The 12,956-nt window shown below is 62.8% G+C and carries 15 protein-coding genes (1 of these 15 only partly in view); 9 read left to right on the plus strand and 6 right to left on the minus strand.

The annotated features are described in order from the left end of the window. From pepT to OKW52_RS01980, 4 genes are all read right to left on the minus strand, one after another. Positions 1–1,013, minus strand: the 5' portion of a protein-coding gene (gene pepT, locus OKW52_RS01965) for a peptidase T (RefSeq protein WP_264504216.1). 340 nt of this gene lie to the left of the window's left edge; the window shows 1,013 of its 1,353 coding nt (coding positions 1–1,013); its start codon is at positions 1,011–1,013; its stop codon lies off the left edge, out of view. 124 nt (positions 1,014–1,137) lie between these two features. Next, a complete protein-coding gene (locus OKW52_RS01970; protein WP_264504217.1) occupies positions 1,138–1,662 on the minus strand; it encodes a DUF2867 domain-containing protein in 525 nt (174 codons plus the stop codon). Between the two features lie 337 nt (positions 1,663–1,999). Then, positions 2,000–2,683 carry a hypothetical protein gene (locus tag OKW52_RS01975; RefSeq protein WP_264504218.1) on the minus strand — a complete coding sequence of 228 codons (684 nt, stop codon included), beginning with the start codon at positions 2,681–2,683 and terminating at the stop codon, positions 2,000–2,002. A gap of 281 nt (positions 2,684–2,964) precedes the next feature. After that, a complete protein-coding gene (locus OKW52_RS01980; RefSeq protein WP_264504219.1) occupies positions 2,965–4,128 on the minus strand; it encodes a cytochrome P450 in 1,164 nt (387 codons plus the stop codon). Positions 4,129–4,248: 120 nt separating this feature from the next. Between OKW52_RS01980 and OKW52_RS01985 the strand changes: the two genes are divergently transcribed. After that, positions 4,249–4,911: a Rossmann-fold NAD(P)-binding domain-containing protein gene (locus tag OKW52_RS01985; protein WP_264504220.1), complete on the plus strand. Its 663-nt coding sequence runs from the start codon at positions 4,249–4,251 to the stop codon at positions 4,909–4,911. Positions 4,912–4,960: 49 nt separating this feature from the next. Here OKW52_RS01985 and mdh read toward each other — a convergent pair whose 3' ends face one another. Both mdh and OKW52_RS01995 read right to left on the minus strand, forming a co-directional pair. Beyond that, positions 4,961–5,923: a malate dehydrogenase gene (gene mdh / locus OKW52_RS01990; protein ID WP_264504221.1), complete on the minus strand. Its 963-nt coding sequence runs from the start codon at positions 5,921–5,923 to the stop codon at positions 4,961–4,963. Between the two features lie 138 nt (positions 5,924–6,061). Further along, entirely contained in the window at positions 6,062–6,355 is a 294-nt protein-coding gene (locus tag OKW52_RS01995; RefSeq protein WP_264504222.1) for a hypothetical protein, read from the minus strand. Between the two features lie 159 nt (positions 6,356–6,514). On the opposite strand from OKW52_RS01995, the gene OKW52_RS02000 reads away from it, so the two are divergent. The 8 genes from OKW52_RS02000 (at position 6,515) to OKW52_RS02035 (ending at position 12,873) form a co-directional block, all read left to right on the plus strand. Beyond that, positions 6,515–7,390 (plus strand): HpcH/HpaI aldolase/citrate lyase family protein, encoded by an 876-nt coding sequence (locus tag OKW52_RS02000; protein ID WP_264504223.1) that lies wholly within the window; start codon positions 6,515–6,517, stop codon positions 7,388–7,390. Further along, positions 7,390–7,944 carry an NnrU family protein gene (locus OKW52_RS02005; RefSeq protein ID WP_264504224.1) on the plus strand — a complete coding sequence of 185 codons (555 nt, stop codon included), beginning with the start codon at positions 7,390–7,392 and terminating at the stop codon, positions 7,942–7,944. The genes OKW52_RS02000 and OKW52_RS02005 overlap by 1 nt, the downstream gene beginning before the upstream one ends. Before the next feature lie 4 nt (positions 7,945–7,948). Then, complete coding sequence (locus OKW52_RS02010; protein WP_264504225.1) at positions 7,949–8,152, plus strand: DUF1737 domain-containing protein; 204 nt, start codon at positions 7,949–7,951, stop codon at positions 8,150–8,152. 107 nt (positions 8,153–8,259) lie between these two features. Next, positions 8,260–9,282 (plus strand): MaoC family dehydratase, encoded by a 1,023-nt coding sequence (locus OKW52_RS02015; protein ID WP_264504226.1) that lies wholly within the window; start codon positions 8,260–8,262, stop codon positions 9,280–9,282. A gap of 208 nt (positions 9,283–9,490) precedes the next feature. Further along, entirely contained in the window at positions 9,491–9,874 is a 384-nt protein-coding gene (gene sdhC / locus OKW52_RS02020) for a succinate dehydrogenase, cytochrome b556 subunit (RefSeq protein ID WP_127106040.1), read from the plus strand. Between the two features lie 11 nt (positions 9,875–9,885). Continuing rightward, positions 9,886–10,263, plus strand: coding sequence for a succinate dehydrogenase, hydrophobic membrane anchor protein (gene sdhD, locus OKW52_RS02025; protein WP_264504227.1), 378 nt, complete (start codon positions 9,886–9,888; stop codon positions 10,261–10,263). Between the two features lie 10 nt (positions 10,264–10,273). Continuing rightward, complete coding sequence (gene sdhA, locus OKW52_RS02030; protein ID WP_264504228.1) at positions 10,274–12,079, plus strand: succinate dehydrogenase flavoprotein subunit; 1,806 nt, start codon at positions 10,274–10,276, stop codon at positions 12,077–12,079. A gap of 14 nt (positions 12,080–12,093) precedes the next feature. Next, positions 12,094–12,873, plus strand: coding sequence for a succinate dehydrogenase iron-sulfur subunit (locus OKW52_RS02035; RefSeq protein WP_127106046.1), 780 nt, complete (start codon positions 12,094–12,096; stop codon positions 12,871–12,873). The last annotated feature ends 83 nt before the right edge of the window (positions 12,874–12,956 follow it).

Consider the following 12,956-nt stretch of genomic DNA (forward strand, 5'->3'; position numbering starts at 1 on the left):
TCGACCGGGGTGCGGTCCGCTTCCAGCCAGTAGCGCATGTTGCGGTATTGGGGCGTGATCGTGCAGGTGATCTCGGCGCGGGGTTCGGTGGCGGCGACGGCTTCGCAGACCTGACGCAACAGCGCACCCTTGGCCTCCAGCCCCTCACGTTCGAAGTCGCGCAGGATGAAGGTGATCTTCATCTCGGCAGCGCTGCCCTTCATGTCGGTGGCGTGGATGAAGCCTTCGCGGCCCTCGGTCGTCTCGGGCGTCATCGTCGCCTGGGGCAGCGTCTGGATCAGTTTGCCCGCCAGATGGATCGCGCTGACCAGCTTGCCGGTGGCATAGCCGGGGTGGATGGAAACGCCTTTGATCACCACCGTGGCGCCATCGGCCGAGAAGGTTTCGTCCTCGATCTCGCCGACCTTACCGCCGTCGAAGGTATAGGCGAAGTCGACGCCGAGGTCTTTGGGGAGTTGGGCATCCACGCCGCGGCCGATCTCTTCATCCGGGGTGAAGGCCAGCCGCAGGGTGGGGCGGGGCAGGTCGGGGTTGTCGAGGAGGTGGCGGGCGGCGGTCATGAGGATGGCGACGCCGGCTTTGTCGTCGGCCCCCAGCAGGGTGAGGCCCGAGGCGGTGATCAGGTCATGGCCTTGCTTTTGCGCCAGATAAGGGAACGCCTCAGGGGTCAGGGTCAGCGTGGGATCATCGGGATAGGTGATCGCGCCGCCGTTATAGCCTTTGATCACGCGGGGTTTGACATTCGTGGCGTTGAACTGGGGGGCGGTGTCGACATGGGCGAGGAAGCCGATGGTGGGGCCAGCGGCTGTGCCGGGGATGGTGGCGAGGACCGCGCCGTAGGGGGTCAGCTGGACATCCTGCGCACCCAGCGCGGTGAGTTCGTCGACCAGCAGGCGCTGCATGTCGAGCTGGATCGCGGTGGAGGGGCTGGTCGGGCTGTCGGCATCGGACTGGCTGTCGATGGCGCAATAGCGGGTCAGGCGGTCGGTGAGTTCGGTGGTGAAATCGGTCATGGCGGGCCTCCGTTTGACGGGATGAGGCCCGGCGGGAAGCGGGAAGTCAAGACTTTCGAGAGGGGGTGTCCCCTGATGGGACATTTTCTGAAACCAATAGATTCAACGGTTTAGGAGCGCCGATTCAGGTTTCGTTAACACTTGCCCCCTGCCCGGTCGCAGCATCCCTGCGCGCACGGCGCATCAGATACCACACGATGAGCCGATGTGCCGGGGCAACAGGCAGCATGTAAGCCCGCCCGAAGAGGTTATGCGTCACCACGGACGAGGTGATCGACAGCCGCAGGCCCTCGACCGTGATCGAGGTCATCACGTCCAGATGCCGGTCACGCTCGGTCAGGACCAGAAGTTCGGGCGTGACCTCTTCCACCAGAAAGAACTCGACGCGGTCGCCCACGGCCACAGTCTCGGCCACGCGCCCGCGAAAGCCGCCCAGCTGCTTGACGCCAAAGCGGGCGGAGATGGCGTCGCGGATGCGGAAGGCCAAGGCAAACAGCGGGATGGGCCGGGCATTCAGGAAGCGCCACGCCTGCAACGGGGTCATAGGGCGCGGCAGCTGCATCGACTGGATGTCGAGAAAGGCCAACTGCGCCAGTGGGGCGACGAGGCGCAGGTTGACGGGCGGGTCGGTGGGCAGGGTTCTGGGCATGATATCGAACGTCGCGAAGCTTTGACTCTATGCTGCTGATTGTCTTAATCCAATCGAGGGGCCGTGTCGCGCAATGTTGGCCCAAACGTCAAGCATTTCTGACCTGCAGCGGCCCGTCGGAACGGCTTGGGGCAATGTCCTCTGTGCGGGACCGAGTAGACTTTCATTGAAAGCCTTCCTGCGGCTGCTTTCGAGCAAATACAATCTTAAGCGTAAGAACCTGATATTCAAAATAGGCAACGCCTTTGCGATAGCTTGTGACAAAGTATGGGTGTAGCCCGGTAGGCAGAAAGCACAAACGGCAACCTCTGAAAAGGAATAGTTGATAGAATAGCGATCAACCCCTTGTTCGTTCTGCAAACTCACCGGAACGAGCCCCTAACGTGATAGCCACACCCGTCCTCGCCGCGATATCAGCCATATAACCCCTGAGAGCAAAAGGGTCAGAAAATATCATGTCCGGAGCATTGTCCGGATCGCCTTGAAAACAGTCTAAAACATCGCGAAATTGCTGAGCGACATTCCGTTGCGTCAAAGTCTCAGGGTTTCCGTTTGGCCGCGCAGTTAACTCACATGCAGGCACGACATCGACACCGTCAGAGCCGTATAGCCAAACAAAGGCACCAGCGGATGTGGTGCGTTTGAGCATGTCATTACACTGTTGCAACAGCTTCTTTTGTTCAGCTTTGCTCTTGGAGCCTCCCGACCACTTCGCTTGGATCAGAAGTCCCTTCGAAATAGTCGCCTCAGAATCTTCCACCCGGATTGCGATGAATAAATCCGCACCAGCGCGCTTTTCTTGCGAACCGGGACCACGATCAGTGAATTCTTGGGCAATAACTGTTATTTTCCGATCTAAGATCCCCAAGCCATTAAGCTGTTGTTCCAGTCGAACCGCTATTTTTGATGTTACAGCGGGTTCTTGAGCTCCACGGGCTGTTTGCTGGATTACCGTTTCATCTACAGCGTTTCTTATAAGGTCTGCCAAAATATCGCGTGTGACCGTGTCGCCTTTTAACATTGCCATAGTCCTCTTAGGTCCGATGAAGATTCTAACTATGCTCGGAATACTTGATTGGTGTCGAGGTCTTTAGCAGACATCGGTGGGAGTCGCAGCATCCGGTAACGTGGGCTCCATCCTGCCGTTCGCTGCGATCTGCGCCAAGGTCCGGCTTTTCATTTTGGGTCAGTTGATGACGAGAAGGCCCGTTTCGTATGACGTCTGACACAGGGCGACCTCCGGTCTGCGCAGGAGAGCATCGGGGGCGGCCACAGGTCACCACAAGCCGTGTCGCAGGCGGCTTACGCGTCCCACGCCACCGGCATCCTGAGCGGCCCGCGAAAGGCCCAGCCGCCAAAGGGTGTTTCGCCCTCCAGCCGCAGGCCGGGCAGCCGCTCGAAGATCATCGGCATCGCCACCTCGGCGATCAGGCAACGCGAGGCCCAGGCACCGGCGCAGAAATGCGGCCCGGCACCGAAGGCAATGGACGGCCCGGCGTCCTGCGTCAGGTCGAACACATCGGGGCGGGCGAAGACGTTTTCATCCCGGTTGCCTGAGGAGAACATCAGGAACACGCGGTCCTCGGGCGCGAGCTGCACGCCATGCAGGGTATAGGGCTGCGCCACGCGGCGCGGCGACATGGCGACGGGGGCGATCCAGCGGGCGTATTCCTCGAACGCGGCGAGCCATGTGACCTGCCCCGAGAGCACCAGCGCCAGTTGGTCGGGGTGGGTCAGCATCGCCCATGAAAGGCCTGCGATCACATCGCGCGGCTCGTTCTGGCCGCCCGAGATCGCCAGTTTCACATTGGCGCGGATCGAGGCATCGCTCAGCCCGGCCTGCATCTGCACCGAGAGCAGCGAGGCATCGGGCGCGTCACGCAGCACCGGCATGCGCGCGTCGATATAGCGGTCGATGGCGGCGGTGCAGTCGTTGCAGCGCGCCTCGACCGCCGGATCGCCCGCGTAGTTGGAGATGCCGTCCATCATCCCCTGACTGACGCGGTCCATCTCCTGCCACGGGATCTGCGTCAGGCCGGTGATCACCTTGAGCGCCTCACCCGAAATCCGCGTGGCAATGTCGCGCAGCATGTCGGCGCGGGTCTGGGGGCGCAGTTCGTCAAGGATTTCGGCGGTGAAGCTCTGGAACTGCGCCTTCCACGTGTCGCGCACGGTGCGCGGCGAGACGGTGGGGAAGATCGCCTTGCGCTCGATGCTATGCGCCTCGCCATCCTTGCGCATCATGTTCTGGCCCATGAGCACACTCATCAACCCGCCGGGCTGGTCGGACGAAAAGATGTCGATCTTCTTTTCATTGGTGAAAATGTCGTCGCGCCGGGTCAGCAGGGTCGCGCCCAGTTGCGGGACATAGGCGACCGGGGCCTGCGCCCGCATGCGTTTGAGGGTGGGATAGGGATCAGCCCAGAACGCGGCCAGATCAATGTCGAAGACGGGTGCGGTCGACATGGTTTCCTCTCAGCGTCATGGCGCGGATATCTGACCGGCGCGGCGTTGCGCTGTCAACGTGCTGGTCGGTTGGGTGCGCAGGGCCTAGGCTTTGTCGCTCATGGTAAATTGGAGAGTGCGATGGTGTCGGTGGTCATGCTGGGGGCGAGTGGCGCGGTGGGAGGCGCGGCCTTGCGGACGCTCAAGGCGATGCCGCAGGTGGCGCGGGTCACGCTGCTGAGCCGCCGCGCGACGGGGCTGGCGGGTGCCAAGGTGACCGAGCAGGTGGTGGATCCGGGCGACGCCGCCCGCTACGCCGCGCATCTGGCCGGGCATGAGGCGGCGATCTGCACGCTGGGGGTGGGTGAGCCCTCGAAGGCGTCGCGGGCCGAGTTCACGCGGGTGGACCACGATATGCCGCTGGCCTTCGGGCAGGCCTGCCATGACGCCGGGGTCGCGCATTTCGGGCTGCTGGCGGCGGTGGGCAGCGATTCCGGCTCGCGCATCTTTTATGCGCGCAGCAAGGGGCAGCTTGAGGATGGGCTGCGGGGCATGGGCTTTGCGCGGCTGAGCCTGTTCCATCCCAGCATGATCCTGACGCCACAGAACCGCTATGGCGCGTCTCAGGCGCTGATGCTGGCGGTGTGGCCGTGGCTGACGCCACTGCTGGCCGGGCGGCTGCGCAAATATCGCGGGATCAGGGTCGAGGATCTGGGGGCCGCGATGGCGCGCGATGTGCTGCGGGGCGGTGCGGGGGTTCAGGTGCTGGAGTGGGATGCGATCACGGCGCTGGCGGCCGAATAGCAAAACGCGCCCCGGTTGGGGGGCGCGTTTCGGTCGTCTTTAAGGGCGATCAGGCCAGCGAAGAGTCGATGCCTTTGCAGGCCTCGACAAGGCCCTTCACGGCAGCGACCGACTTGTCGAACATGGCTTGCTCGTCAGCGTTCATCTTGATGTCGACGATACGCTCGACGCCACCGGCACCGATGATCGTGGGCACGCCGACGTAAAAGCCGTTCAGACCCAGCGCGCCGTCAACCCAGGCAGCGCAGGGCAGCAGACGCTTCTGGTCCTTCAGATACGCTTCGGCCATCTCGATCGCCGAGGTGGCGGGCGCGTAGAAGGCCGAACCGGTCTTCAGCAGGCCGACGATCTCGGCGCCGCCGTCACGGGTGCGCTGGACGATGGCGTCCAGACGCTCTTGCGTGGTCCAGCCCATGTCGATCAGGTCGGGCAGCGGGATACCGGCAACGGTCGAATAGCGCACCAGCGGCACCATCGTGTCGCCGTGGCCACCCAGCACGAAAGCGGTGACGTCGCGCATCGACACGTTGAACTCGGTCGCCAGGAAGTGGCGGAAGCGGGCCGAGTCGAGCACGCCGGCCATGCCGACGACTTTCTCGGCGGGCAGGCCCGAGAACTGCTGCAGCGCCCAGACCATGGCGTCCAGCGGGTTGGTGATGCAGATCACGAAAGCATCGGGCGCATGCGCCTTGATGCCTTCGCCGACCGATTTCATCACCTTCAGGTTGATGCCCAGCAGGTCATCGCGCGACATGCCCGGCTTGCGCGGAACACCGGCGGTGACGATGCAGGCGTCGGCGCCAGCGATATCAGCGTAATCGTTGGTGCCCTTGAAGCTGCCGTCGAACCCTTCCGACGGGCCGCTCTCGGCAATATCGAGCGCCTTGCCCTGCGGGGTGCCCTCGGAAATGTCGAACAGGACGACGTCCCCGAGTTCCTTGATCGCGGCGAGATGGGCGAGCGTGCCGCCGATCTGACCCGCGCCGATCAGCGCGATTTTGGGTCTGGCCATGGGTATCTCCGGTCAGGTTGTTGGTTGGCGACCTGACTAAGACCTCCAATGCCGTCACGCAAGCCTCGCGGCGGTGCAGCACGATAGATTATGACGCTGTTATCGCTGCCAGCGACGCATTCTGACCTTTGTGTCGCATTACGCCGGTGCGCCGCGCGCCGGCTGCAGACCTTGGGTCGCGGTGAACCCGTTGCCGTTGGCCAGAAGGCACGAGCGCCCATCCGGCAGGTTGAGCACAAGGGTCCATGTGCCCGACTCGGCGGCAAAAAGATCAATCGTTGCGCCGCGCGCGGCCTGCCCGGTGGCGAGCCGCTCTTCGCCGCGCTGGTCGATGACAAGGCTGAGCACCCTTTCACGCGCCGAACAGGGAAGAGATTGCGCATGCGCGACGGCGGGAAAGAGCATCAGGACGGCGAAGGCAAGGCGGAGCATGGGACGACCTTTCTCGAGGGAACAGACCACAGAGCCTGCCGGTGAACTGTCTAAAATCCGTTGAAACCGGCGGTCTCTCTGCGGTGCAGAAATTTAACACTTGCCCTTTGTGTCCGAATTTGGTGCTTTGCGCGCAATATTGTTTCACGGGAGAGAATCATGGACAGCCGCCCGTTCCGCTCGGCCCTCTATATCCCCGGCTCGAAAGAGCGGGCTCTGGACAAGGCCCGCTCGCTGGCCGCCGATGCGATCATCTTCGATCTGGAAGACGCCGTCGCGATCGAGGAGAAAGCCAACGCGCGCGAGCTGCTGGCGCAGACGCTGACCGCCGCCGATTACGGGCCGCGCGCCAAGCTGGTGCGCATTAACGGATTCGATACGGATTGGGGCGATGCTGATCTGGCGGTGATCGCGCTGGCCCGGCCTGAGGCGGTGCTGTTGCCCAAAGTGAACTCGGCCAGGGATATTCAGGCGCTGGCCGCCAAACTGGAGGGACGGGAAGAGACGTCAGAGACGAAAATCTGGGCGATGATGGAAACGCCGCTGGGCATCCTGAACGCACAAGAGATCGCCGCCGCGCCGCGCATGGCGGGGTTTGTCATGGGCACCAACGATCTGGCCAAGGAACTGAACTGCCGGTTCCGCGCTGACCGGCTGCCGATGCAGTTTGCCCTGCAAACCTGCCTGATGGCCGCCCGCGCCGCCGGGATCGTGGCGATTGATGGCGTCTATAATGCCTTCAAGGATGACGCGGGCCTGCGTGTTGAGTGCGAACAGGGCCGCGATCTGGGCTTTGACGGCAAAACCCTGATCCACCCGGCGCAGCTGGACGTGGCCAACGCGGTGTTTGCGCCCGATGAGGCGGCGATTGATCTGGCCCGCCGCCAGATCGCCGCCTTTGACGAGGCAACGGCCAAAGGGCTGGGCGTTGCCGTTGTGGATGGCAAGATCGTCGAGAACCTGCATATTGTGACCGCACGCGGCGTGCTGGCGCGCGCCGACGCAATCTTGCAGTTACAAAAGGCGATGAGTTGATGGGCTATCTCTTACTGATCCTGGGGCTGCTGGCCTGGTCGGTCCCGCATCTGTGGAAACGCTTCGCCCCGGCGCACCGCGCCTCGATGGGCGACAAGGGCAAGCTGGTGGTGACGGTTGCCTCGTTCGTCGGCATCGCGCTGATGGTGGTCGGCTATCGCATGGCCCCGGTCGACCCGATCTGGCCGGAATCGCGCAGCATGGTGCCTGTGAACAACCTGCTGATGTTGCTGGTGTTCTATCTCTTTGCCGCCTCAGGCATGAAAACCGCGGTGACGCGCTATGTCCGCCACCCGCAATTGTGGGGCGTGCGGCTTTGGGCGCTGGCGCATTTGATGGTGAACGGCGATCTGGCGTCGCTCATCCTGTTCGCCGGGCTGTTCGTCTGGGCGCAGGTCGAGGTGGCCTTCATCAACCGCGCGGATCCGGTCTGGGTCAAACCGACGGGTCCGGCGAATGTCGGCAAGGAAATCGGCGCTGTCGTCGGGGCCGTGCTGGTGATGGGCGCGGTGGGCTATGTCCATATTCTGCTTGGCTACAATCCGTTCGGGTGATGCGATGAAACTGTACCGTTTGCTGACCGAAGACGACACGTCGGTGTTTTGCCACAAGGTGACGGCGGCCCTGAACAAGGGGTGGGAGCTGCATGGCTCGCCCTCGTATGCGTTCGATGCTGCGAAGGGCGTGATGCGCTGCGCGCAGGCCGTGGTGAAAGAGGCTCCGGGGACGTATGTGCCCGAGACCAAGCTGGGCGAGCACTGAGGGCGCGGCCGGGGGGCTGCTCGCCCCCGGACCCCCTCGCCCAAGGGGGAGCACGCTCCCCCTTGGGAAACCCCCGTGGATATTTTTGGACAGATGATGGGCACGGCATGAAGACGAATTCGGGGCGGTTCTTTGAGGATTATTCTGTCGGTCAGGTGATCCGCCACGCCGTGCCGCGCACGCTGTCGGGGGAGCGGGCGCTGTATCATGCTTTATACCCGGCGCGCGGGGCGCTGTATTCGTCGGATGAATTTGCGCAGGCGTGCGGGTTGCCGGGTAGTCCGCTGGACGATCTGATCGTGTTCCATACGGTCTTTGGCAAGACGGTCCCCGATGTCAGCCTGAACGCGATCGCCAATCTGGGCTATGCCGAGGGGCGGTTTCTGGCGCCGGTCTATGCGTGCGATACGCTGAGCGCGCAGTCCGAAGTGATCGGGCTGAAGCAGAACTCGAACGGCAAATCGGGCGTGGTCTATGTGCGCACGACGGGCACCAACCAGCATGGCGAGGCCGTGCTGTCCTATGTGCGCTGGGTGATGGTGCGCAAAAGGGACATCGACGCGCCCGCGCCGGTGACACTGGTGCCGGAGCTGGCGACGGTGGTGGCGCCCGGCGATCTTGTGGTGCCGGAGGGGCTGCATTTCGACAGCTATGATGCCGAGCTGGCGGGCGAGCCGTACCGTTTGTGCGATTACACCGTCGGCGAAGTGATCGAGCATGTCGATGGCGTGACCGTGGAAGAGGCCGAGCATATGCTGGCCACGCGGCTGTGGCAGAACACCGCCAAAGTGCATTTCGACGCCACGTTCCGCCCGGACGGCCAGCGGCTGATCTACGGCGGGCATATCATCAGTCTGGCACGGGCGCTCAGTTTCAACGGGTTGGCCAATGCGCAGATGATCGTGGCGATCAACGGCGGGGCGCATGCGAACCCGTGTTTCGCCGGGATGACGGTGCGCGCGTGGTCCGAGGTGTTGGACAAGGCCGAGACCGGCGTGCCCGGCGTCGGCGCGATCCGGTTGCGGCTGGTGGCGACCAGCGGGACGGGGACCGTGCTGCGCACTCAAGACGGGAAATATGCGCCCGACGTGCTGCTGGACCTCGATTACTGGGCGTTGATGCCGCTTTGAGCGGCTCGCGGCGACAGGCCGCCATCTTGTGATCACGCTTTTTCCGAGTGTGATCACATTAACAGATTTTTTCACCCTTGCGTGAGTTTCAGACAAGTTTCGTTTAAAGCTTGCGTGACTCGGGTGAAAAATCCGCTATTGAAACGGCAAGCCAGCCGGCCCAAGGGATCCATCTCGGGGCCGGACGCGCCAAGAGAGAGGGACCATCATGGCTGACGTGAACCGGGGCAACCGGCCGCTTTCCCCGCACCTGCAAGTTTATCGCCTTCCGCTTGTTGCTATCATCTCCATCATGACCCGGATCACCGGCGTCGGCATGGTGCTGTCGAGCATCTTTGTCGTGTGGTGGTTCGTTGCCGGTGCCTATTCGCCCGACTACTTCGCCACGGCGGACTGGCTGCTGAGCAGCTGGATCGGCAAGCTGGTGCTGATCGTCTCGCTTTGGGCGCTGTGGTTCCACTTTGCCAACGGCATCCGGCACTTTTTCTTCGACCTTGGCAAAGGGTTGGAGCTGCCCAGCGTGCAACGGTCGAACTGGTACGTGATCGGCGCCTCGGTGGTGCTGACCGTCCTGACCCTGTTTCTGGTGTGACGGAGCGCAAAATGAGCTATAAAACCGACTATCAGAATGTCGAAGGTCTGGGCAGCGCCGGTGAAGGCGTCCAGCACTTCTGGCTTCAGCGCCTGACAGCGATCGCGCTGGTGCCGCTGGCCATCCTGTTCGTGATCCCCTTCGGCCAGGCCCTTGGTGGCGGCTATGAGGCGCTGATCGCGACCTATGGCAAATTCGGCAACGCGGTCACCGCCATGTTGTTCATCGCGGTTGCGTGCTGGCACTTCACCATCGGGCTGCAAGCGGTCATCGAAGATTATACCGCTGGCTTTACGCGTCTGGTCTGGCTGATCGCGTCCAAACTGTTTGGCGCGGTTCTGGGCGTCAGCGGCGTCGTTGCCATCGCCACCATCCTGTTCCGCGCCTGAGGACGAACCGATGTCTGCATATGAAATTCAAGAACACACCTATGACGTTGTCGTGGTCGGCGCCGGTGGCGCGGGTCTGCGCGCGACGCTGGGCATGGCCGAACAGGGCCTGAAAACCGCCTGTATCACCAAGGTCTTCCCGACCCGTTCGCATACCGTGGCAGCACAAGGGGGCATCGCCGCTTCGCTTGGCAACATGGGCCCGGACAGCTGGCAGTGGCACATGTACGACACCGTCAAAGGGTCGGACTGGCTGGGCGATACCGACGCGATGGAATATCTGGCGCGCTCAGCCCCCAAGGCCGTGTATGAGCTGGAGCATTACGGCGTGCCTTTCTCGCGGACCGAGGAAGGCAAGATCTATCAGCGCCCCTTCGGTGGCCACACCACCGAATATGGTGAAGGCCCGCCCGTGCAGCGCACCTGCGCCGCGGCGGACCGCACCGGCCACGCCATTTTGCACACGCTCTATGGCCGTTCGCTGAAAGAAAAAGCGCAATTTTACATCGAATACTTCGCAACCGATCTTCTGATGTCGGAAGACGGCGAATGCACCGGCGTTCTGGCATGGAAACTGGATGACGGCACGCTGCACCAGTTCAACGCCAAGATGGTCGTGCTGGCCACCGGCGGTTATGGCCGCGCCTATTTCAGCGCGACCTCGGCCCATACCTGCACCGGCGACGGCAATGGCATGGTCGCCCGCGCGGGTCTGCCGCTGCAGGACATGGAGTTCGTGCAGTTCCACCCGACCGGGATCTACGGCGCGGGTTGCCTGATCACCGAGGGTGCGCGCGGTGAAGGCGGGTATCTGACCAACTCGGAAGGCGAGCGCTTCATGGAGCGCTACGCGCCGACCTATAAAGACCTCGCCTCACGCGATGTGGTGTCGCGCTGCATGACGATGGAGATCCGTGAAGGCCGCGGTGTTGGTCCGAACAAGGACCACATTCACCTGCACCTCAACCACCTGCCGCCCGAAACGCTGCACCTGCGCCTGCCGGGTATCTCGGAATCGGCGCGGATCTTTGCGGGCGTGGACCTGAACAAGGAACCGATCCCGGTTCTGCCGACCGTTCACTACAACATGGGCGGCATCCCCACCAACTATTGGGGCGAAGTGCTGAACCCGACGGCTGAGAATCCGACCCGCACCGCGGCCGGCCTGATGGCTGTGGGTGAGGCCGGTTGCGCCTCGGTCCATGGGGCGAACCGTCTGGGCTCGAACTCGCTGATCGACCTCGTGGTGTTTGGCCGCGCGGCAGCGATCCGTGCGGGTCAGATCATCGACCCGGCCTCGGCCAACCGCGACACGTCGAAAGCGGCGGTTGAAGCCGCGGTTGACCGCTTCGACCGGCTGCGCAACGCCAACGGCGCGATCCCGACGGCCGAGCTGCGTCTGGAAATGCAAAAGACGATGCAGGCCGACGCCGCCGTGTTCCGCACCGACAAGACGCTGGGCGAAGGCGTCGAGAAGATGAAGGCGGTCGCGGGCAAGATGGGCGACATCAAGGTTACCGACCGCTCGCTGGTCTGGAACAGCGACCTGATGGAAACGCTCGAGCTGGAAAACCTGATGCCCTGCGCGCTGGCCACCATCGTCGGTGCCGAGGCCCGCAAGGAATCGCGTGGCGCCCATGCGCATGAGGATTACCCGAACCGCGACGACGAGAACTGGCGCAAGCACACGCTCTCGTGGGTCGATGGCAATCAGGTACGCCTCGATTATCGCCCTGTCGTTCTCGATCCGCTGACCGCGGAAGCCGACGGCGGAATCGAACTCAAGAAAATCGCGCCCAAAGCGCGCGTTTACTGAGCGGGGACAGGCAGATGGTACAACTCACTCTACCCAAGAACTCGAAAATCCGCACCGGCAAGACCTGGCCCAAACCGGCGGGCGCGACCAAGCTGCGCACCTTCCGCATCTATCGCTGGTCGCCCGATGACGGGGAAAACCCGCGCGTCGACACCTATTTCGTCGATATGGACAGCTGCGGGCCGATGGTTCTGGACGCGCTGATCAAGATCAAGAACGAGATCGACCCGACGCTGACCTTCCGCCGGTCCTGCCGCGAGGGGATTTGCGGATCCTGCGCGATGAACATCGACGGGCGCAACACGCTGGCCTGCATCTTTGGCATGGATGAGGTCAAAGGCGACGTGAAGATCTATCCGCTGCCGCATATGCCGGTGGTCAAGGATCTGATCCCGGATCTCACGCATTTCTACGCCCAGCACGAATCGATCATGCCGTGGCTGGAAACCAAGACCAACACGCCAGCCAAAGAGTGGAAACAGTCGATCGAGGACCGCTCGAAGCTGGACGGTCTGTATGAATGCGTGATGTGCGCCTGCTGTTCGACCTCGTGCCCCAGCTACTGGTGGAACGGCGACCGCTATCTGGGCCCAGCCGCCCTGCTGCACGCCTATCGCTGGATCATCGATTCGCGCGATGAGATCACCGGCCAGCGTCTGGACGAGCTGCACGATCCGTTCAAACTCTATCGCTGCCACACGATCATGAACTGCACCTCGACCTGTCCCAAAGGTTTGAACCCTGCCAAGGCAATCGCCGAGATCAAGAAGATGATGGTCGAGCGGGTCGTCTGACCGGATCTGACGCATCGCCAAAAGGGCCGCAGAAATCTGCGGCCCTTTTACTTTACCCCGTTCACGCGCCACCTTGCCCCCTT

Source organism: Pararhodobacter zhoushanensis (assembly GCF_025949695.1).
Classification (GTDB): domain Bacteria; phylum Pseudomonadota; class Alphaproteobacteria; order Rhodobacterales; family Rhodobacteraceae; genus Pararhodobacter; species Pararhodobacter zhoushanensis_A.

Coding starts and splice junctions, on each gene's coding strand:
- sdhD (WP_264504227.1), top strand. CDS start 9,886: ATGAGCTATAAAACCGACTATCAGAATGTCGAAGGTCTGGGCAGCGCC.
- OKW52_RS01970 (WP_264504217.1), bottom strand. CDS start 1,662: ATGCCCAGAACCCTGCCCACCGACCCGCCCGTCAACCTGCGCCTCGTC.
- OKW52_RS01985 (WP_264504220.1), top strand. CDS start 4,249: ATGGTGTCGGTGGTCATGCTGGGGGCGAGTGGCGCGGTGGGAGGCGCG.
- OKW52_RS02010 (WP_264504225.1), top strand. CDS start 7,949: ATGAAACTGTACCGTTTGCTGACCGAAGACGACACGTCGGTGTTTTGC.
- mdh (WP_264504221.1), bottom strand. CDS start 5,923: ATGGCCAGACCCAAAATCGCGCTGATCGGCGCGGGTCAGATCGGCGGC.
- sdhC (WP_127106040.1), top strand. CDS start 9,491: ATGGCTGACGTGAACCGGGGCAACCGGCCGCTTTCCCCGCACCTGCAA.
- OKW52_RS02005 (WP_264504224.1), top strand. CDS start 7,390: ATGGGCTATCTCTTACTGATCCTGGGGCTGCTGGCCTGGTCGGTCCCG.
- OKW52_RS01995 (WP_264504222.1), bottom strand. CDS start 6,355: ATGCTCCGCCTTGCCTTCGCCGTCCTGATGCTCTTTCCCGCCGTCGCG.
- OKW52_RS02000 (WP_264504223.1), top strand. CDS start 6,515: ATGGACAGCCGCCCGTTCCGCTCGGCCCTCTATATCCCCGGCTCGAAA.
- sdhA (WP_264504228.1), top strand. CDS start 10,274: ATGTCTGCATATGAAATTCAAGAACACACCTATGACGTTGTCGTGGTC.
- OKW52_RS01980 (WP_264504219.1), bottom strand. CDS start 4,128: ATGTCGACCGCACCCGTCTTCGACATTGATCTGGCCGCGTTCTGGGCT.
- OKW52_RS01975 (WP_264504218.1), bottom strand. CDS start 2,683: ATGTTAAAAGGCGACACGGTCACACGCGATATTTTGGCAGACCTTATA.
- OKW52_RS02035 (WP_127106046.1), top strand. CDS start 12,094: ATGGTACAACTCACTCTACCCAAGAACTCGAAAATCCGCACCGGCAAG.
- OKW52_RS02015 (WP_264504226.1), top strand. CDS start 8,260: ATGAAGACGAATTCGGGGCGGTTCTTTGAGGATTATTCTGTCGGTCAG.